General features: G+C 43.0%; 19 protein-coding genes and 1 pseudogene. 16 read left to right on the forward strand and 4 right to left on the reverse strand.

The annotated features are described in order from the left end of the window. Window positions 1-376: 376 nt before the first annotated feature. The 7 genes and pseudogenes from EDD59_RS04805 (at window position 377) to EDD59_RS04840 (ending at window position 7477) form a co-directional block, all read left to right on the forward strand. Window positions 377-1171: an HpcH/HpaI aldolase family protein gene (locus EDD59_RS04805; RefSeq protein ID WP_132379463.1), complete on the forward strand. Its 795-nt coding sequence runs from the start codon at window positions 377-379 to the stop codon at window positions 1169-1171. A gap of 12 nt (window positions 1172-1183) precedes the next feature. After that, window positions 1184-1789: a Rossmann-fold NAD(P)-binding domain-containing protein gene (locus EDD59_RS04810; protein WP_132379465.1), complete on the forward strand. Its 606-nt coding sequence runs from the start codon at window positions 1184-1186 to the stop codon at window positions 1787-1789. A gap of 223 nt (window positions 1790-2012) precedes the next feature. Continuing rightward, window positions 2013-2156, forward strand: a pseudogene (locus tag EDD59_RS18060) (VOC family protein); the annotation flags it as partial. A 331-nt stretch (window positions 2157-2487) separates the two neighbouring features. Next, window positions 2488-3882 (forward strand): NCS2 family permease, encoded by a 1395-nt coding sequence (locus EDD59_RS04825; protein ID WP_132379467.1) that lies wholly within the window; start codon window positions 2488-2490, stop codon window positions 3880-3882. A 75-nt stretch (window positions 3883-3957) separates the two neighbouring features. Continuing rightward, window positions 3958-5652: an adenine deaminase gene (ade, locus tag EDD59_RS04830; protein WP_132379469.1), complete on the forward strand. Its 1695-nt coding sequence runs from the start codon at window positions 3958-3960 to the stop codon at window positions 5650-5652. Window positions 5653-5898: 246 nt separating this feature from the next. Further along, window positions 5899-7167, forward strand: a complete 1269-nt coding sequence (locus EDD59_RS04835) for a Y-family DNA polymerase (protein ID WP_132379471.1) — start codon at window positions 5899-5901, stop codon at window positions 7165-7167. A gap of 1 nt (window position 7168) precedes the next feature. Then, window positions 7169-7477 (forward strand): YolD-like family protein, encoded by a 309-nt coding sequence (locus EDD59_RS04840; RefSeq protein WP_132379473.1) that lies wholly within the window; start codon window positions 7169-7171, stop codon window positions 7475-7477. Between the two features lie 51 nt (window positions 7478-7528). On the opposite strand, the gene EDD59_RS04845 is transcribed toward EDD59_RS04840, so the two are convergent. Then, the gene (locus EDD59_RS04845) at window positions 7529-8425 is read right to left on the reverse strand and encodes a YitT family protein (protein WP_132379475.1); all 897 of its coding nucleotides are present in this window, start codon (window positions 8423-8425) and stop codon (window positions 7529-7531) included. 211 nt (window positions 8426-8636) lie between these two features. Here EDD59_RS04845 and eno point away from each other — a divergent pair, with 211 nt between their 5' ends. After that, the gene (gene eno / locus EDD59_RS04850; RefSeq protein ID WP_132379477.1) at window positions 8637-9932 is read left to right on the forward strand and encodes a phosphopyruvate hydratase; all 1296 of its coding nucleotides are present in this window, start codon (window positions 8637-8639) and stop codon (window positions 9930-9932) included. Window positions 9933-10124: 192 nt separating this feature from the next. Here the strand turns inward: eno and EDD59_RS04855 are convergent, their stop codons facing one another. After that, window positions 10125-11045: an AEC family transporter gene (locus EDD59_RS04855; RefSeq protein ID WP_132379479.1), complete on the reverse strand. Its 921-nt coding sequence runs from the start codon at window positions 11043-11045 to the stop codon at window positions 10125-10127. 62 nt (window positions 11046-11107) lie between these two features. Then, window positions 11108-11554: a GatB/YqeY domain-containing protein gene (locus EDD59_RS04860; protein ID WP_132379481.1), complete on the reverse strand. Its 447-nt coding sequence runs from the start codon at window positions 11552-11554 to the stop codon at window positions 11108-11110. A 248-nt stretch (window positions 11555-11802) separates the two neighbouring features. On the opposite strand from EDD59_RS04860, the gene spoVT reads away from it, so the two are divergent. The 5 genes from spoVT to EDD59_RS04885 all read left to right on the forward strand — a co-directional run bounded on the left by spoVT (window position 11803) and on the right by EDD59_RS04885 (window position 16409). After that, a complete protein-coding gene (spoVT, locus tag EDD59_RS04865; RefSeq protein WP_132379483.1) occupies window positions 11803-12348 on the forward strand; it encodes a stage V sporulation protein T in 546 nt (181 codons plus the stop codon). A 196-nt stretch (window positions 12349-12544) separates the two neighbouring features. Next, complete coding sequence (locus EDD59_RS04870; RefSeq protein WP_132379485.1) at window positions 12545-12931, forward strand: TIGR04086 family membrane protein; 387 nt, start codon at window positions 12545-12547, stop codon at window positions 12929-12931. 307 nt (window positions 12932-13238) lie between these two features. Continuing rightward, window positions 13239-13784 carry a PadR family transcriptional regulator gene (locus EDD59_RS04875; protein WP_132379487.1) on the forward strand — a complete coding sequence of 182 codons (546 nt, stop codon included), beginning with the start codon at window positions 13239-13241 and terminating at the stop codon, window positions 13782-13784. Between the two features lie 16 nt (window positions 13785-13800). Then, complete coding sequence (locus EDD59_RS04880) at window positions 13801-15729, forward strand: oxidoreductase (RefSeq protein ID WP_132379489.1); 1929 nt, start codon at window positions 13801-13803, stop codon at window positions 15727-15729. 65 nt (window positions 15730-15794) lie between these two features. After that, complete coding sequence (locus EDD59_RS04885) at window positions 15795-16409, forward strand: DNA-3-methyladenine glycosylase (RefSeq protein WP_132379491.1); 615 nt, start codon at window positions 15795-15797, stop codon at window positions 16407-16409. A gap of 69 nt (window positions 16410-16478) precedes the next feature. On the opposite strand, the gene EDD59_RS04890 is transcribed toward EDD59_RS04885, so the two are convergent. Further along, window positions 16479-18353, reverse strand: coding sequence for an APC family permease (locus EDD59_RS04890; RefSeq protein WP_132379493.1), 1875 nt, complete (start codon window positions 18351-18353; stop codon window positions 16479-16481). Window positions 18354-18537: 184 nt separating this feature from the next. On the opposite strand from EDD59_RS04890, the gene EDD59_RS04895 reads away from it, so the two are divergent. From EDD59_RS04895 to EDD59_RS04905, 3 genes are all read left to right on the forward strand, one after another. Beyond that, window positions 18538-19770 (forward strand): [Fe-Fe] hydrogenase large subunit C-terminal domain-containing protein, encoded by a 1233-nt coding sequence (locus EDD59_RS04895; RefSeq protein ID WP_132379495.1) that lies wholly within the window; start codon window positions 18538-18540, stop codon window positions 19768-19770. A gap of 96 nt (window positions 19771-19866) precedes the next feature. Further along, window positions 19867-20406 carry a methylated-DNA--[protein]-cysteine S-methyltransferase gene (locus tag EDD59_RS04900; protein WP_333676346.1) on the forward strand — a complete coding sequence of 180 codons (540 nt, stop codon included), beginning with the start codon at window positions 19867-19869 and terminating at the stop codon, window positions 20404-20406. Between the two features lie 81 nt (window positions 20407-20487). Continuing rightward, on the forward strand, window positions 20488-21096 hold the full coding sequence (locus EDD59_RS04905) for a DedA family protein (RefSeq protein ID WP_132379499.1): 609 nt from the start codon (window positions 20488-20490) through the stop codon (window positions 21094-21096). Window positions 21097-21101: the final 5 nt, after the last annotated feature.

Consider the following 21101-nt stretch of genomic DNA (forward strand, 5'->3'; position numbering starts at 1 on the left):
CAATGACAGAGTCCCGTGGGTGCAGGATATAGACCATTTCTTCAAAATGGTCACGGAAAATAGTTTGTAATATATTCATAAGGTTATTATAAAGGGAAAAGGTACAAAAGAAAAGCCCTAACCCCTCAAGATTGAGGGGCAGGGGAGTTGAAGTGCCAAAGGCACTTTTTCATACAATTTGGATATGGGCTGTCTATTATCTACAAAAAATAAAAAATAAATTTATATAAAGGGTAAAAACAGCTAATTTTATTTGCTTTTATAAATGACATTATCGAGATAGGATTCTCAATTGATATAGCTGTTCCCTTTTTGTAAAATTTATTACAACGACATAGTTAACTGGTTTAAATTCAAAGAAAAGAGGGACTAATTAATGAAAGAGAACAAATTACGCAATATGCTGGTAAATGGTCAGGCTACGGTTGGAACAAGAATCTGGAGTACTTGGCCGACATTGACAGAAGCTTGCGCATCAACTGGAAGTTTTGATTATATTGAATTCGTTGCAGAGTATGTACCGTACGATCTACATAGCCTGGAGAATCTGGCCAGGGCATGTGAGTTACATAACATCTCGTCGATGATTAAGGTTGATTTGCAAAACCGTTTCTATGTTGCACAGAAAGCTATGGCAGCTGGTTTTCAATCAGTTTTATTCACTGACCACAAGACAGCGGAAGAAGTGGCAGAATCACTCCACATTGTTAGTCCTGACTGCCCGGAAAGCGGGGGGCGTTTCGGGTATCCTAATAACCGCTGGGTGGGCTTTCAGCCCAACAATCCACAGATGAAGTATGCAGCGATGGTGAAGGGTACGGTTAAGGCCTTCATGATAGAAAAAGCTGAAACGATGGACAGCATTGAAGAAATCTGTTCTATTGATGGTGTTGATATGGTTCAGTTTGGTCCGTCTGACTATAGTATGAGCAAGGGCTGGAACCTCAAAGATCATCGTGATGAAATACGTAAAGCAGAAGAAAAGATGATTCAGGTGGCATTGGAGCATGGCGTGGCACCGCGCTGTGAGATTGATACCATAGAGCAGGCAGAATATTATAAGAGCCTTGGGGTCAAGCATTTTTGTGTCGGTGATGAGTTTAGAAATCAGATGGCATATTGGAATGGGCCCGCAAAACAGGTCAAGGAACTAGCAGAAGGTTTGAAATAAGGGGGAAGTTTGATGAAAAAAATATTAATTACTCAGCCGGTGCCTGTGGAATGCCTTGAATCTTATGAAGGCAGATATGAATTTACTGTACCGGAAAAACCATACACCTATGATGAAGTACTTGAGCAAATAGCTGATTACGATGCATACTTTATTATTAATAACAAGGGTGATAAACAGGTAATTGATAGCGGCATTAAGTTAAGGGCGGTTGCCAATCTGGGGGGTGGATATGACAATATTGATTGGAAATACGCAACAGAAAAGGGTATTGCGGTGGTTAACACCCCAACTCAGGTTACGGATGCTACAGCAGAGATGGCTACAACTTTAATTGCCGCGACGATGCGGGGAGTAGCCAGATACGATAAAGAGATACGCCGGGGCATCTGGAATTCACCGGTCTTTTCTGATCTTAATTCGGAGCTGACCAGGAGAACTTTGGGAATCCTTGGCTTTATTTTACTTTTGATTTATGGATTGTTCTTCACAAGACTAATTGTAACGGTTCGTTTTCGCATAGAAAACAATATATTATGCCGATCAACAAAGCTTATGAAGAATGTTTTGAAAACATGGCTGAATTTAAAAAAGAGGATAATTTTAAACGGTGCTTGAAGAAACTAGACTTGTCCAATGTGATTGAAGCGAGCGTGCTAAAACGATTATGCAGAGGAATAAAGAAAATGGATATATTTTGCACCAGTATAAAAGTTATCGCTATTATAAAGAAAACCCTTCATTGACAGCATGGGAAGCTATCCAAGTGATATTAAAGGATTGCGAGCTGATTTAATACAAAAATAGTTAGCATTTTACATAGCCAGATGATTTTAAAGTTTCGGATGTTGCAGCGGCAGTTGAATATGCCCAATCTCTTGGTGCTGTTAAAGCGACATCACAAGTTGGGGGCAGCGAGTTTGTCACTATGATAGACCCTTCCGGACATCCCTTTTGTCTTTGTGCTAAAGATAATATTGCTTGAGGATACAAATTCTATTTTTGCAGTAGCCGGAGCGGATAGCACAAATGCCTGCATGCAGCTAGATTATACCTGCCCTATATTCCTTTTCCAAGATGTCGCATAGATTCCCGTTCTTTGAAGAATCCTATATCCCACAGAATAAATCCCAGCTGAAGAATCGCCACTCATAACAGAGGGCGATTTTTTGCTCTTCAGATAAAAAAATGTTTACTGCGAATGGCCAAAAAGAACTTGCTTATATAGAGAACAACCTATAGAATTAAAGATAGTGTAGATGCATAGCATTTATCAGGTAACCGGTAATTATTTCAAATCATTGAGGAGGAAGAGGATGGAAACAAAGGGAAAAGGGGGATTTTTAGAGAGAGTATTTCATTTATCGGAACACCACACAGATGTAAAAACAGAGGTTATGGCCGGATTTACTACGTTCATGACTATGGCCTATATTCTGGCAGTTAATCCCAGTATTTTGAGTGCCACAGGGATGGACAGCGGAGCTGTATTCACAGCAACTGCCCTTGCATCATTTATTGCCACGCTTTTAATGGCGGGACTGTCTAATTACCCCTTTGCGCTGGCACCCGGGATGGGGCTTAATGCATATTTTGCGTATACTGTTGTACTCAATATGGGCTACACCTGGCAGATGGCCCTGGCGGCTGTATTTATTGAGGGGCTCATTTTTATCGCACTTTCCCTGACTAAGGTCCGGGAAGGAATATTCAATGCAATCCCTATGAATTTAAAACATGCAGTATCTGTTGGCATCGGGCTGTTTATTGCATTCCTTGGGCTTCAGAATGCAAAAATCGTTGTAGACGGAGAAACTCTTGTATCCGTGTTTTCTTTTAAGGATTCTTTGGCAGATGGCTCCTTTCACACCGTTGGGATTACTGTATTGCTGGCAATCATAGGCATTCTGATTACCTCAGTGCTGGTAGTGAAGAACGTGAAAGGAAATATCTTGTGGGGAATTATTATTACGTGGATTTTAGGTATGCTTTGCCAGGCCGCCGGTCTATACCAGCCGAACCCGGAGTTGGGAATGTACAGTGTATTTCCTGATTTTTCAGCAGGCTTTGGCATTCCAGATATGAGTTTCACCTTTTTTAAATTGGATTTTAGTAAGGTACTTTCTCTGGATTTCATAGTTGTTATGTTTGCATTTTTATTTGTTGATATGTTTGATACATTGGGGACCCTGATTGGTGTGGCATCCAAAGCTGATATGCTGGATAAAGACGGCAAGCTTCCACGGATAAAGGGCGCGCTGCTGGCAGATGCTGTCGGAACATCTGTGGGGGCACTGCTGGGTACATCAACCACCACCACTTTTGTGGAAAGTGCTGCAGGTGTTGCAGAAGGCGGAAGAACCGGATTAACGTCAGTGGTTACAGCTATCCTGTTTGGTTTATCTCTGTTTTTATCCCCATTTTTCCTGGCGATTCCAAGCTTTGCAACGGCTCCTGCCCTAGTAGTGGTAGGTTTTCTGATGCTCACTTCTGTCACCAAGATTGACTTTACAGACTATACAGAGGCAATTCCAAGTTATATTACGATTATCGCGATGCCTTTTATGTACAGCATTTCAGAGGGAATTTCTATGGGGATTATTTCTTATGTAATAATCAATCTGGCAACGGGCAATGCAAAGAAAAAGAAAATCAGCGTTATCATGTATATTTTAGCGGTATTGTTTATATTGAAATATATATTGATATAATGTAACTAGTCAAATGGAAATGCAAGCATTTCCGCTTGGCTTGTTGCCCGCGGGAATAAAATAAGGAGGCTGTGTATGAGCAAAAGTATAATTCGGGCGGCTAAAGGGGACATACCTGCGGACCTGGTACTAAAAAATGGCAAGGTGCTAAATGTATTTACTGAGGAGATATATGCTGCGGATGTGGCCATCACAGGGAATACTATTGTGGGGGTCGGGAATTACAAAGGAGAGCAAGAGATTGACTGCACAGGAAAATATATAGTCCCGGGCTTCATTGATGCACACGTTCATATTGAATCGTCTATGGTGACACCGTTGGAGTTTTCAAAGCATATCGTACGTACCGGAACTACAGGAATTATTGCAGACCCTCATGAGATTGTGAATGTAAACGGGAAGAAGGGGCTGGATTTTATTTTAGATGCATCGGAAGATGTACCGGTAAATACATATGTTATGATACCTTCCTCGGTTCCGGCCACTGAAATTGACACCAATGGTGCAGGGAAATTTCTGGCGGAAGACATGCTGCCCTATAAAGCAAACCCAAGGGTGCTTGGGCTCGGGGAGATGATGCGTTTTGTTGACGTACTTAATGAGCAGAGGGAAACGCTGGATAAGCTGGAAGCATTTTCTGATATGATCATAGATGGGCATGCGCCGGGCATAACAGGGAAAGATGTGCAGGCCTACCGTGCTGCAGGTGTCATGGATGACCATGAATGTGCAACAGCAGAAGAGGGACTGGAAAAGCTGCGCGCTGGTTTTTGTATTCTTGTGCGGGAAGGAAGCGGTGCAAGAAATCTGGAGAGCCTCCTGAAAGGATTTCTGGAGGCCGGAGTATCGCTGGAGCAATGCATGTTTTGCACGGATGACAAGCATTTGGAAGATATTGAAAAAGAGGGACATATTAATGCGTGTATCCGCAAGGCGATTGCGATTGGGGTTCCTGCTGTGAAAGCGTACAAAATGGCATCCTTTAATGCGGCAAGGGCTTATCAAATAAATAATGCCGGGGCTATAGGCCCGGGGCGGCTGGCAGACATAGTTGTTGTCGGCGATTTGAGCAAAGCTGAACCAAGCTTTGTGATTAAGGGCGGGAAAATTGTTGATGAAGAATGGCTTGAGTCTTTTCACTATGAGTTAAAAGATGAATCACTATTAAAAACAGTAAAAGTAGGAAACCTTAACCAGAAAGACCTGGCTTTGGCCCAAAAGGAAGTCAATCATGTGATAGAATTGGTGCCGAATCAATTATTGACACTGCATAAAGAAGAAAGGATCCCGGGAAAAAACGGGGAGTTTGTACCTAATTCTGAATATGCAAAACTGGTTGTGGCCGAACGGCATGGAAAGAATGGGAAAGTAGGTGTTTGCCCGATAAAAGGATATGGAATTAAAAATGGGGCAGTGGCAACGACCGTTTCTCATGATTCACATAATATCATTGCGGTGGGTGATAATGATAATGATATTTTACGTGCAATTAATGAACTAAAGGAAATTCAAGGCGGATACGTAATTGCTTCCGGCAATCATATTGTCGATGAGCTGCCTCTTACTATAGGGGGGCTTATGAGTCTGGACAAAGCTGCCAACGTACAGAAGAAAACAAGTAGGATGGTGCAGGCAGCAAGAAATATGGGGGTGCAGGAAGGGGTAGATCCTTTTATCACCCTGTCCTTTATGGCACTTACTGTAATTCCAGAGCTTCGATTGACGGAAGCAGGGATTTTTGATGTCAGCAACATGAAGTTTCTGCAGTAATGTCAGGAGTTTAAGTTATGACGATTTAATAAAATACAATAACACTTTACAAAGCCAGGTGATTTTCAAACCCGAAAAATCATCTGGTTTCTTTTACCATATACAACTTATTTGTTGAAAAAGAACATATGTTCTGTTACAATAAACAAGAACAAACGTTTGAACAATTATGGGCATTCATACTAGGATAAATGGAAAAGCAAAGACAATAGTTACATAATTTTAACGGAAAGTGAGGCGGTGCAGATGCCCGGTAATCGTATTTATGCATGTATTGATTTAAAGTCTTTTTACGCTTCGGTGGAATGCGTAAAGCGGGGTCTGGATCCTATGACGGCAAACCTTGTTGTGGCTGATCCGGAGCGCTCCGAAAAGACGATTTGCCTGGCTGTTTCACCGGCTATGAAAGCTCTCGGCGTACCGGGCAGATGCAGAGTTTTTGAGATTCCTGACAATATTGATTATATTATGGCTCCGCCGAGAATGCAGCTCTATATAGACTGCTCCGCTGAAATCTATTCTATTTACCTAAAATATATAGCAAAAGAAGATATACATGTTTATTCTATCGACGAGGTTTTTATGGATGTAACGGATTACCTTAAGATGTACCGGGTAACAGCAAAAGAGCTGTGTATAAAAATTATGCAGGACATTCTGAATATAATAGGTATAACAGCAACCTGTGGAATCGGAACAAATCTATATCTGGCAAAGATTGCATTGGATATTACAGCCAAGCATGTGGAGGATCACATTGGCATTCTGGACGAGGAATCATATCAAAGAACTTTGTGGAGGCATAAGCCCCTCATAGACTTTTGGCGTATTGGCCCCGGAATTTGCAGCAGGCTGGAAAGGATAGGAATTACAACTATGGGCGAGATTGCGAATGGCGATGAGGCAATGCTATACCATTTGTTCGGAATAGACGCAGAACTGCTGATTGATCATGCATGGGGGAGGGAGACGGCCACAATAGCAGATATTAAAGCCTATAGACCCAAATCCAATTCCATATCCAGCGGGCAGGTGTTAAGCCATGATTATAATTTTGATGAGGGCAGACTGATTGTAAAGGAAATGGCGGATTTGCTTTCTCTGGATCTGGTGGATAAAGGACTGGTGACAGATTCCATTACGCTCCATGTGAGATATGGCAGCAGGATTGAAAGAAAAGCTGCACATGGAACTACCCGGATGACTGTCACTACGAGTTCTGCAAGGCAGATTACTGCATACACCATGAAGCTATATGATCAGATTGTGGGCAGACATATGTTTATCCGCAGGGTCAGTCTTACATTTAATAATGTGATAGATGAAATGTATCAGCAATACGATCTGTTTACGGACCCGGAGGAATTGGAAAAGGAACACCGTATGCAAAAGGCGGTGCTGGATATTAAGAATAAATATGGCAAGAATGCTATTTTGAAGGGGATGGACTTACAAGCCGGGGCAACAACGATAGAAAGAAATTGCCAGATTGGGGGACATAAAAGTGGTATCTAAAATGAATAGAGAGGAGAGAGCAAAGCAGTTTATGCCCTTTGCAGCACTAAAAGGATATCCGGAGGCCTTGAGAAAAAAAGAAAAAGTTGTAGTACCTAAAAAGGAACTTTCTGAAGAGTATCAGGAGGAATTGGAGCGAAAACTCAGACAGGTATATAAAAATGATATAATAACGGCAATATATTTTTCTGATCATGAGTACTTAAGAAAGACCGGGATGGTGTCCAGAATTGATGAGACAGCCGGAGTACTTAAGATTGTGAATACAAAAATTCCGTTTGAGAATTTGTATAAGCTTATCAAAGATTAGTGACAGGTTCTTACCGGAGATAAGAAGGGAGGCATAAGAGACTGTATCCTCTCAAGGATACAGTCTCCTTTCAAAGTTGCCGGCTACAGAGCAGCCTTCTGTAAAAATCATAAATGCGTTAGGGTCTATGCTCCGGACAATCCTTTTCAATTGGCTGACTTCGTATTTTGAAATTACTACGAGCAAAATATAAGAGGTTTCGTTGGTGTAAGCCCCTGCACCGTCCCAGTTGGTAACCCCTCTGCCGGTCTGCTCAATAATGGCCCTGGAGATGCCTAGCTTTTTCGTGAAGATCATAACACTCATATTGATATTCTGGATATGCACACGGTCACATGCGATAGAGTAAATTACGCCATAAATAAGAGAGTAAATTGCAATCTCAACATTAAACACCATGAGGCAGATACCATATACAAAAATGTTAATGATGATTCCTATTTTGCCCACACTGAAGCCTGGAAATTTTTTGGAAAAATAGATACCAAGGATATCCTGGCCGCCGCCGGAGCTGCCGCCTCTTAAAACCATGCCTGATCCGGTTCCCGCGATAATTCCGCCGATAACACAGGCAGTCAGATAGTCATCGATGATGGGCGTTGAGGGAATCGGGAGCAAGGTAAGTGCTACAGTCTGGATAATAATAGTTATAATGGAACGGGTAAAGAAAACCTTTCCCATTTTGCTCCATGCCATGTAAACCAGAGGCACGTTGAGTAACAGGTATACGATACCCGCAATATCTGTCTGCCCGAAAGAAAAGGGAACCAGTCTTATGATGAGAGTACGGATCAACTGGGCTATACCCATAAAGCCTCCGTTATATAATGAAAGTGGGGTAATGAAAACATTCAGTCCAAAAGCGAACATGACGGCACCAAGTGTCATGTTGCCGGTGCTGTATAGACGCTGCTTCTGCGGCGCACTTAAAGAATTAAAGGATACCATGGTAAAAGCCCCCCCTTATTGTGGTAATAATCTATTAGATGTCACTATATTTTAGCACTTTGATTTACCCATTACAAGATTATCATTAAAATAGTTTACATCTGATATTTTCATGCTATAATGCAGTTATAAGCAGATAAACTCAATTACATGGATACCGATTTGTCTTATTTTAACTTGAGGCATAGATTCCATAGGAAAGGATGATAATATGAAGCACTTAGAGATTGAAAAGGTAATAGGCAGAGAGATTATTGACTCCAGAGGCAACCCGACCGTGGAAGCGGAAGTTTATCTTACAGACGGTACGGTTGGAAGAGGAACAGCTCCAAGCGGTGCATCCACAGGAGAATTTGAAGCACTGGAATTAAGAGACGGAGACAACGCCAGATTTGAGGGAAAAGGAGTTTCTAAAGCTGTTGCAAATATTAATACAATTATTTCCGACATACTCAAAGGAGCGAATGCGGCAGATACTTATGCAGTGGACAAGGCCATGCTTGCTGCAGATAAGACAAAGGATAAGTCCAAGCTGGGTGCAAATGCGATTCTTGCAGTATCTATAGCCAGTGCGAGGGCAGCCGCCAATGCTCTTGATATGCCGCTGTATCGTTTTCTGGGCGGTGTAAACGGGAACAGGCTTCCGGTACCTATGATGAATATTTTAAACGGTGGTGCCCACGCTGCGAATACAGTAGATGTTCAGGAATTCATGATTATGCCTGTAGGGGCAGCAAGCTTTCGCGAAGGCCTGCGATGGTGTACAGAAGTATTCCACGCCCTGGCGGTGTTGTTAAAGTCGAGAAAGCTGACCACTTCCGTCGGTGATGAGGGTGGATTTGCACCTGACCTTGGAAGTGACGAAGAAGCAATCGAGTGTATTCTTGAGGCTGTACAAAAAGCCGGATATAAACCGGGAAAAGACTTCGTGCTTGCGATGGATGCTGCTTCCAGTGAGTGGAAGAGCGGTACAAAGGGTGAATATTTATTGCCTAAATCAGGAAAGAAATTTACTTCAGAAGAGTTGGCGGCACATTGGAAAACGCTCTGTGGCAAATATCCAATCTATTCTATCGAGGACGGGTTGGATGAGGAGGACTGGGAAGGCTGGAAGATGATGACAGCGGAACTGGGTGACAAAATCCAACTGGTAGGCGATGATTTATTTGTGACCAATACAGAGAGATTGTCCAAAGGAATTAGCCTGGGCTGCGGCAACTCTATCCTGATTAAGTTGAATCAGATTGGCACTGTTTCCGAGACTCTGGAAGCTATTAAAATGGCACATAAAGCAGGTTATACTACAATTGCTTCCCACCGTTCAGGGGAGACAGAGGACACCACAATAGCAGATCTTGCAGTGGCATTGAACACAGGGCAGATTAAAACCGGTGCACCGAGCAGAAGTGAGCGTGTGGCAAAATACAACCAATTACTGAGAATTGAGGAAGAGTTGGGGGATGCGGCAGTATATCCGGGTATAGAGACATTTAATATTAAGCGTTAGAGACGTTATGCAAAACTTTAAACAAAGGCAAACCGCAGATTTCTATCCTGAAACCTGTGGTTTCTTTTATCTGTTTATTCCCGCGAGCAACGAGCCAAGCGGAAATGCAAGCATTTCCATTTGGCGACTGCCGCGAGGGTCAATACCCCGCAGCTTGCTGTGCTACAAGTTAAGAAAAAGAGGTCAGATCCCTTATTTTATAAGAAATCCGGCAAAAAATGTTACTATGGGGATTGTGACAATAGATAGCATTGTGGTGAATGAAAAAATTTCTGAAGTATATTTATAGTTTTTATTATAACGAATTGCCATCATCGTCATGGCGGCAGATGAAGGACATGCGGCTGCAATTAATGTAGTGTAAGCAAGTGTATAATCAATACGTGCCAGGGACAAAAACAATGTTACAGCCATAGGAACGATTAAAAGCTTCAGAAAACTTACCCAATAAAGGCGAAGATTGGTGAAGACTTTTCTGAGATCAGCCTGGGCAACAGAGAAACCGGCAACCATCATGGCGAGAGGTGTATTCGTATCTGCGACGTAGCTTATAGAATCCAGAATAGTGGAAGGAATATGCAGCCGGGCGAAAAACAAACAGATAGCGGCTAAGGTGCTGACTATCATGGGAGAAAGAAGTCCTTCCTTGAGCTGTTTCAGGGAAAACCCGTTTTCCATCAGGCTGAGTCCGTGGGTCCAGAAGAACAGGTTAAAGGTAGCCATATAGGCGGTGAGATAGAACACACCTTCATTTCCCAGTACGCTGTACACCAGTGGAATTCCGATAAAACCACAATTAGAATAGATAGCACCAAAGCGGTCAAGGAAATAATCGGGGTTATTTTTGGCAGGCACAAGAAGTCTTACGATGACAATAGCAATAATATGGGCAGCAAATGCCAGACCAAAGGAGATCAAAAGCCCCTTTACCAGGTGGGCATCATAGTCCACCTGGTAGGCTCTGATAATTATACAGGGATTTACAATCATCAGGAGCAGATTAGAAATGGACTTATTTCCCTCCTGACTTACAATCTTTAGTTTATAACAGACAAATGCCAATAACATAATCAGCAGCATTTTCATCAGTTGGTTAAAAATTAAAAAAAACATATTAAACACGTTATCCTCTCAGCAAAGATGTCAATCATCGTAATGGGCACCCATCGCATCATTTAGTTCATGAAAGTCCCTACAATCTGGCTGACTAACTTGCCGTCTGCTTTTCCTTTTACTCTTGGCATAAGTTCTTTCATAAGTTTCCCTTTTTCTTTTGGAGTCAGAGTTTCTATCCCAAGTTCGGATAGTACTCCTTTAATTATCTCTTTAATTTCTTCTTCCCCCATCATTTTGGGCGCATATTCCTCCAGCACAGACAGGCGTTTTTCACACTCATCAATAATGTCAGTACGGTCTGGCGGGGTCATTTCCAGGGTTTCTTTTGTTTGCTTAATTTCCTTGAGCACAATCTGGTTTTCTTCCTCTTCTGTCAAATCGGCACGTTTGTCAATCGCTTTGTTCTTCAGAGAAGACAACAGGAATGAAAGGGCTGCTTTTCTTTCTTTATCCCCGGCTTTCATTGCGGATACCATTGCACTTCTTACTTCTTCAATTTTACTCATTTTTACTGCCTCCTTTTTCATATATATGGATCGGATTTTCAATTTTAAGTCCGGTCTTTCTGTTTTGAATTGTTTTAATGTATCTTTTGCATCCTTTAAAGTTTAACAGAATAAAGCGAGATTTTCAATAAACAAATGTATTGCCTGAAAAAAGACAAATGTAAGCTGCACGAATAATTTCCTCTATTTGACAAATACTAGTATCAGCTTTAATGATTACTATGATGTCAAATGGAGGAATTTCTTTTATGAAAGCTACAGGAATCGTAAGGAGGATTGACGACCTGGGAAGGGTGGTTATTCCGAAAGAAATACGGAGGACCCTGCGGATTCGAGAGGGCGACCCGTTGGAGATATTTACAGACAGAGAAGGGGAGGTCATACTTAAAAAGTATTCTCCCATAGGAGAGCTGGGAGCACTGGCGCGTCAATATTCAGAGAGCCTGGCTCAGACAATGGGGTGCACGGTATGTATTACAGACAACGATCAGGTGGTGGCCGCATCGGGCAGCGGAAAAAAAGATCTGCAGGATAAATTTATCAGCAAGGAGCTGGAAAAAGTGATTCAGGCAAGAGAACAGGTGGTGGCCGGAATTGACAGCGCTAAATACACCAACATTACTTCAGATGAGAAGGAATTTAAGGAAGAGGCAATATGCCCGATCCTTTGTGAAGGTGATGCCATTGGAGCAGTTGTATTTTTAAATAAAGACGAGAAAAAGAAGTTTGGAGAGCTGGAGCAGAAGGTTGCCATGAGTGCAGCCGGATTTCTCGGGCGGCAGATGGAACAGTAGACAAAAGCAGGGTAAACAAAAGACAGGTTAAGAAAAATGACACACGGTATTCGGCGAAAAAATCTGGAATTTTTCGTAGACATCGGTGTGTCATATTTTTATGACAAAATACATATGTTGGATTAAGACATGTTTGAAAATTTATAAGTCGTGGTGTATGGCACACCGATGTATTTTCTGGATGAGGAGGATGAGGATGGAGAAAAAGACAAGGAATGAACACAGGGGGGAGAACAAGGCTGTCTGGATTCTAAAGTCACTCTTGTGCGCTTATATAGTGACTGGGATTCTATTGCTCTTGCTGACCTTGCTGCTTTATAAAGTAAATCTGGATGAAGGAAAAGTGACGGGGGGAATTACGGCAATTTACGTTATATCCACTTTTGCAGGCGGTTTTTTTGCCGGGAAACTGGCGAAGGTACGAAAGTTTATATGGGGCCTAACCACAGGAGTCCTGTATTTTGCCCTGTTGCTGCTGATTACCCTGGGTATCTATCATACCATACAGGGAGGTGGGATGGGTGTACTGACAACCTTCCTGTTGTGTGCAGGGGGAGGCATGCTGGGGGGAATGGTATCCTAAATTTGCAGGATACCTTCTTTTTTGGTAACAGTTCACCTCGCTGTAGCTGAACTGTTACTTTTTTTTACAATTACTGTGTTAAAGTATTGACAAAGGCGAAATAATTAGTTATGATATGTTAAGTTAACATATTCTAAGTTAACATATAATAATTAGTTGATACGAGGGTCAAAAGGTTATGCGTTTCATGCTTGCATGAAAAAGCATGATTTTAGGATTGTGAGAGCACGTAGTGCGTAACAATCCGTACGTATCCAGGGGCAAAATACCTTTTGACCCTGGTATCATTAGTTGGAGAGGTATAAAAATGTATTATGATATCTGCATTCTAAGCTGTCTTATGGAAAGACAAATGTACGGATATGAAATTGGAAAAATTTTAAAGGATAGCTTTGATTCCTGCACCCGCATCAGTAACAATACGATTTATCCAATTTTAAAAAAATTTCAGAAACTGGGATATATAACGAAAAAAAAGCAAACCCAGGAGGGAAGGCCCGATAGATTTGTCTATGAAATAACAGAACTTGGGAAGAGGGGCTTTATACAGGCACTCAATTCAGTGACGGGATCTCTGACATCAAACCGTGAAGAATTCTTTGTGAAGCTTTCTTTTTTTCATCTAATGACTCCAGATACACGAAGGAAGATGCTCGAAGGCCGGGCTGCATTTATCAGAGAATCATTGAACAATGCAAAATCTCGGAGAGATGGAGAAAGTATATACAGTCAGCGCTCAAAAGAGGGACAAGAGTTTCTCATTGCCCTGTATAGTCTTGAAATGGAGACTATTGAGAAATTTAAACTTCGAATTGACGAGCCATGTCTGGCTCCGAAAGAATATTTGCAATAGCGAAAGGAGTATTACAATGTTTGAAAATTTATTACAAACAGGAAGTATTGGGAATGCCGCACTAAGAAACAGAATGATCATGCCTGCAATGGGAAGTGCACATGTGACGATGGACGGCCATGTCACAGATGAACTTATCGAATATTTTGCTGCGCGGGCAAGAGGGGGGTTTGGTCTTGTAATCACCGAATATACCTTTGTGGATCCTGCCGGACAAGCTAATCCGGGGCAGCTTGCTATTTATTCCGATGACTTTATCCCCGGCTGCAGGAGGCTCACCGGGCGTGTCCATGCCGAAGGCGGAAAAAATTTTATGCAGCTGCACCATGCAGGGCGTGAAACAATGGAACAGACAACCGGGCAGCAGCCGGCAGCGCCCTCAGTCATCCCATGTCCACTGCTGGGGAGCCGTCCCCGGGAACTGAGTACAGAGGAAGTTTATGATTTGATTGAAAAATTCGGTGATGGGGCAGTCCGAGCACAAAAGGCCGGATTTGACGGCGTGGAACTGCATGGGGCTCATGGATACATGATTGCTCAGTTTCTTTCTTCCTATTCCAATAAGCGGACAGACGAATTTGGTGGCGACATAACCGGACGAGCACGCTTTGCAGTAGAGATTATAAAAAATATCAAGGAAAAATGCGGCAAAGGCTTTCCGGTATGTGTGCGTATCAGTGGTGAAGAGCTGGTAGATGGAGGAAGGCAGATTGCAGAGACAAAGGCTGTGGCCAAACTTCTGGAGAGGGCCGGTGCAGATGCTCTGCATATTTCTCTTGGTGTTTATGCCGTAATGCCTTATCTTGTTCCGCCTAGCAATGTCCCTGTTGGTTTTATTACTAAATATGCAGAGGCAGTTAAGAAATCTGTGAAGATTCCGGTAATAACAGTAGGACGTATCAATGACCCGGTGCTTGCAGATTCGCTCATAGAAGATGGAATTGCCGACTTTGTTTCACTGGGCAGAGGTGCAATTGCAGATGCTGAGTTCCCGCTCAAGGTTCAGGAGAACCGCACAGATGAAATTTCGCCTTGTGTTGGATGTATGACCAGATGTAATGGTACTCCGGGAGTCTTGCCGGGAGATTATGGCGTTTCATGTGCATTCAATCCATTTTCAGGGCATGAGGGCAGCCTGAAGATTGAGAAGACAGACGCACCTAAAAATGTTGTAATTGTAGGTGCAGGTGTAGGTGGGCTGGAAACTGCCTGGGTTGCAGCGGCCAGAGGACACCATGTAACTGTTCTTGAAAAATCCGAAAAAGCAGGAGGTCAGGTTCTTCCCGGCTGTATGCCGCCGAACAAGACTGAACTTGCGAGGGCAGTAAAGTATTATCTGACAATGTGCAAAAAATACGGTGCCGAGATAAAGTATAATACCGAAGCAACAGCAGAAAGCGTTCTTAAATACAAGCCGGATACTGTAATATTGGCTACCGGGGCGGCACCGATCTTCCCGAATATTCCGAATGAAGGAATTCGGATAGCCCAGGCAAATGATATTCTCAGCGGAAGTGAAGAAATGGGGTATAATAACCTTGTAGTCGGCGGCGGGATGGTCGGTCTGGAAACCGCGGAATATTTGCGCTCAGAGAACCGGGGAGCCACAGTTGTGGAAATGCTGGACAAGGCCGGTGCAGATATGCATCCAAGTATTGCATTCTTTGTATTTAAGTCCCTTAAAGAAAATGGAGTTGATATTAAAACAAATACAAAGGTAGAGCGATTCACTGTGGACGGTGCCGTTTGCTCAGGAAAAGATGGGGAAATCCAGCTTTCCGGTTTTGACAATGTGATTCTGGCTATTGGTTCTAAGGCTTATAATCCGCTGGAAGAGAGTTTGAAAGACAAAGTATCCGAATTGCATGTTATAGGTGATGCAGTTAAAGCGAGAAGGATTGCAGCTGCTGTAGAAGAAGGCGCACGGATAGCAGTTAGTATTTAGAGGCAAAATACCTTTTGAGCTCTACATCATGAAATGATTAAAAAATATTAGAGAGGACACTTAGGATGGAGAAGTTATCCAGAGAATTTTATAACAGAGATTCATTGATTATTGCAAAAGAACTTTTGGGAAAAGTGTTGGTCCATGAGGTAAATGGAGAGAAAGTCCATGCAAAAATCGTGGAGACCGAGGCCTATATGGGAGTGGAGGACAAAGCGGCACATTCTTATGGCGGGAGACGAACCCCCAGGGTTGAGGTTATGTATGGAAAACCAGGAGTGTCCTACGTATATTTTATTTACGGGATGTATTTTTGTTTTAATGTGGTAACCAGAGAAGAAGGAGTCCCTCAGGCAGTTCTTATAAGAGCACTTGAACCCCTGGAAGGATTGGACTTCATGGCTCAGAACAGGTATAAAAAGCAATACGATGAACTGAACAGGAAACAGATTACCGGCCTGACCAGCGGACCTGGGAAATTATGCACCGCGCTTCAGATTGATAAAAGTCTGAACGGAGAGGATTTGTGCGGAAACAGTCTGTATATTGAAGAAGGGGATGGAACTGACTTCCACATAGTTTCAGCTAAAAGAGTGGGAATTGACAGAACGGAAGAAGCACGGGACTATCTCTGGAGATTTTATATAAAAGATAACAGATATGTTTCCGTGACAAAGTGAATATTAAAATGAAGATTGTGAGTAATAAAGCCGGCATCCAAAAGATACCGGCTTTCCTGCAGTTACGTATTAATTTTTCAGTGCAGCTTGTTCTTCTTTTTCCACATGATGTAAGTCATAGTGGAAAGGCAGCACAACTGTAGATATATTTTTATGCTTACTTAAGTGGTGACTGATAAAGTAGGTAGTCTGATTGTGCAGTATGTTATCGTACCAGTGGTCAATCATAAATTTAATGACGATAACAGAAATATTCTCTCCCGGTTTTAATGCCTTCTCTCTTTTCCAGAGGTATTCATCCATGGGCTTAATAATATCACGGTAGGGGGTTTCTATAATTCTTAGCGTGCATGGTACCTGAAACTCTTCCCACTGCTTCCGCAGATTTTCCGCATGTTCGGGATGCCGGCAGATATGCAGGGCAGAGACATTATTGGAGATAGAGTTGGCATAGTTTATGGCTTTCAAAAACGGTTTGTTGACATCATGTACCATTATAATACACTGTGTAGAAGATACCTTATTGTAAGGATCAAATTTATCCGGTGTCAGTGCCAGTTGATGTCCTATAAATGCATAGTGTTTGTGGATAGAGTGCATAAGGTACATAAGAAACGGTATGGCAATACCGAGCATCCAGGCGCCATCTGCAAATTTTGTGGAGAAGACGATCACAGACACTACCAGTGTTACAATTGCACCTATCCCGTTAATCCAGCATTTATATTGCCAGCCTTTTTCTTTCAACTTTCTCCATTTCAAAAACATGCTGAATTGGGCGACAGTAAAAGAGATAAATACGCCGACAGAATACAGAGGAACCATTTTATGTGTTTCACTTTGGAATCCAATTATCAGCAGAGACGAAATCACGTAAATAAACATGATGCCATTGGAAAAGCTTAGTTTTGTCCCCCTTGAGGCGAACTGCCGCGGCACATATCCGTCATGAGCCAGTATATATAACAATTGAGGCAGCCCGTTATATGCGGTGTTTGCTGCCAGAATCAGTATTAAAGAAGTAAATATCTGAATCACATAAAACATAAAGGTATGTCCGAAAACTGCCGAAGACAACTGAGACAACACAGTGTGTCCGGGAACAATGCCAACTTTTAAGTTTATCGTCAGCAGTGAAATGCCGCCGAAGATAAATACAATGATTCCACCTAGCATACATAAAATCATCTTCGCATTGTGCACTGCCGGATCCTTAAAACTTGGAACTGAGTTGCTTACAGCTTCTATACCAGACATTGCAGAACAACCGGAGGAAAATGCTTTTAACAGTATCAGAATCCCGATGCCCTGGAGTGTTTCCCTGGGAAACACTCCTGCCGAGTACTCAATAGGGTGAAGACTGCCGGTTGCCAGTCTGAAGAATCCAACGATAATGAGTATCACCATGGAGAAAATAAAAATGTAAGTAGGCAGCCCGAATATTTTCGAAGCTTCCCTTGCCCCCCTGAGATTGATTAGTGTAATAATAGAAACAGATACCAGGGAAATCACTACCTTATAGTCCTGAAAGACTGGAAAAGCAGATACCAGGGCAGCGGTTGAGGAAGATATACTGACCGCCACGGTCATGATGTAATCGATAATCAGTGCTGCTGCTGTCAGCAGTGCGGCTTTGTCACCAATATTTTCCCTTGCCACCGCATAGGCACCGCCGCCCTGCGGGTAGTGTTGTATAATCTGTGAATAGGAAAATACTAAAATAAGCAAAAGAAGCAATATGGGTATAACGACATATGGTACAAAATGAAATGCTGCTGCCCCGGCAAGCGGTATCAGAACAAGAAGGATTTCCTCAATCGCGTAGGCAACCGAGGATACGGCATCACTGGCCAGTATAGGAAGCCCCCACAACTTTGACAACTTTTCATGTGCAAGTTCATTGTTCTTCAATGGTCTGCCTAGTAACACATCTTTAATATTCACTTTAAAACCTCCAAAACCTATATTCAGTTTTTACTTTGCGAAGGCAGTCTGCCAACGCAAGATATATCAAATCTTAGCAACTAAGTATATGAACTTCCTACATGTTTGTCAATAGACTTTTGAGAGAATAATAATAAAAATTTTACCCATACTATCAGTTAACTATTTAGGAGGGCAGAAATGAATGAAAACCTTGGAAGAACTTTACAGAGACGTTCTTAATCGGAAAATATCTTTGAAAACCCCATTGCCGCCCGAATATGAGCCTTTTCATCTGGATTGTCTCCTAAATCCGCATAATTATGCACCTGTTATTTTCAATGAGCCCTGTGAAAAGTGTGAATACGAGCGTGCCTGTAAAAATAGTTGTATTTTTGATGCAATTGAAGAGGACAAGGATGGGAAGCTGCAGATTAATCCCAACCTGTGTACCGGGTGTGCGGCATGTATAGAAGCCTGCAAATCGAAAAAAATTACCGCAGGGAAAGATGTGCTGGCTGCAATGAAGGCTGTCAGGGAAGCGGAAGGCCCTTCCTATGTACTGGCAGCACCGGCATTTCTGGGACAGTTTACCAAAGAAGCCACCCCGGGAAAACTGCGCACGGCGTTTCAGGCTCTGGGTTTCACGGGAATGGTGGAGGTGGCGCTGATGGCGGATGTTCTCACCTTAAAAGAAGCGTTGGAATTTGACAGGCATGTCCTGAAAAATGGGGATTATCAACTCACAAGCTGCTGCTGTCCGGTATGGATATCCATGATACGCAGGATATACCACGAATTGATGCCTCATGTGCCGGGAGCAGTATCGCCTATGATTGCCTGCGGCCGGATGATAAAATTACTGCATCCGGATGCAGTGACGGTATTTGTGGGCCCCTGTCTGGCAAAAAAAAGTGAGGCAAGGGAGCCGGACATCGCGGGGGCGGTGGATTATGTGCTTACTTTCCGGGAAATACAGGATATTTTTGAGGCGGCTGATATCCGCCCGGAGGAAATGGCGGACAATGAAAAGGAACATTCCTCACGGGCCGGCCGGATTTATGCACGTACAGGTGGTGTAAGTGAGGCAGTGCGGGAGACGGCAGAGCAATTACGGCCGGGCAGGAAGATAAAGGTTCGGCCGGAACAAGCAGATGGAATCCCTGCATGCCGTGAAATGATAAAACGTATACAAAATAAAGAGACAGAAGCAAATTTCTTTGAAGGGATGGGATGTCCCGGGGGCTGTGTGGGTGGTCCGAAAGTGATCCTGGACAGGGATACAGGGCGGCGGTATGTCAATGAATATGGGAAAGATGCTCCCTTTGCCACACCTCTTGAAAACCCATACGTAATGAAACTACTGGAAGAATCGGGATTCGATACCATTGAAGCTCTTGTTGAGAAAAGCGACTGGCTCATCCGGGACTTGACATGAGATTTTTGTTCCTCTATGCTTGATTTAGAATAACAGAGCAAAAGTAGACTGATACGCAGGAGGAAAGAAAAAATGGAGCAGAACACGAAAGAATTTGTGTATTATTATTTGTCGGATATAGGAAAAATGACACTTACTTCGGATGGGGAAAACATCACCGGACTATGGCTTGAAGGGCAGAAATATTACGGAGATATAATGGCAGTAAACAGCCCAGAGAGAAACAATAAAGAAGAAATGCTTCCGGTATTTAAGCAGGCAAAGCGGTGGCTGGACATGTATTTTTCCGGAAAAGAGCCAGACTTCTCTCTGCCTCTGGCACCGAAGGGAAGTCCTTTTCGTCAAAAGGTGTGGAAGATGCTCTGTGACATACCTTACGGGCAGGTGGTGACCTATGGAGATATTGCAAAGGCTCTGGCGAAAGAATCAGGAAAGGCGAAAATGTCTGCACAGGCTGTGGGGGGAGCCGTGGGGCACAACCCGATTTCTGTCATGATTCCCTGTCACCGTGTGGTAGGTGCGGATGGCAGTCTTACGGGGTATGCAGGAGGAATCCACAACAAGGTAAAGCTGCTGGAACTGGAGCATGCTGACATGAAGAGCCTTTATATTCCAAAGAAGGGAACGGCTCTTTAGGGTACAACCAGTGCGGGGAGGAATGATTTTTCAGGATTCTCATATATTTATTTAACAGAATATAGTGAAAAGGATGAATATATGCAGGAACTTATCATTCAGATTATGGATCAGTTTGGATATCTGGGAGTCTGCTTTCTGGTTGCCGTAGAGAACATTTTCCCTCCGATTCCTTCGGAAGTAATTCTTACCTTCGGGGGCTTTATGACTACATATACACGGTTGACAGTTCCCGGGGTAGTGATATTTTCAACTCTGGGTTCAACGATTGGGGCACTGGTGCTCTACTGGGCAGGAACCGCCCTCAGTCCGCAGAGGTTGGACACACTGATGAAAGGCCGCGCATTTAAGTGGCTTGGGTTTGAGAGAGAGGACATGGAAAAAACAGTGCAGTGGTTCGATAAGCATGGGAAGAAAGCCATTCTGCTGGGGCGGTGTGTCCCGATTATCCGCAGCCTAGTGTCTGTACCGGCAGGCATGGCACAAATCAGCATCCCCCTGTTTCTCACATATACGATAATTGGAAGTACGGTCTGGAATATCCTGCTCGTGTCCCTGGGAGCGGTTCTGGGAGCTTCTTGGGAAACGGTTTTGATATATATAGGAAGATATTCGGCATTTATCAAGGCTGCATTGGTTGTGACGGTTCTGTTCTTTGTAATCCGTCTTGTGAAAAAGAAAATCAGCTGACGAAA

The organism is Muricomes intestini, from assembly GCF_004346165.1.
GTDB lineage: Bacteria > Bacillota > Clostridia > Lachnospirales > Lachnospiraceae > Muricomes > Muricomes intestini.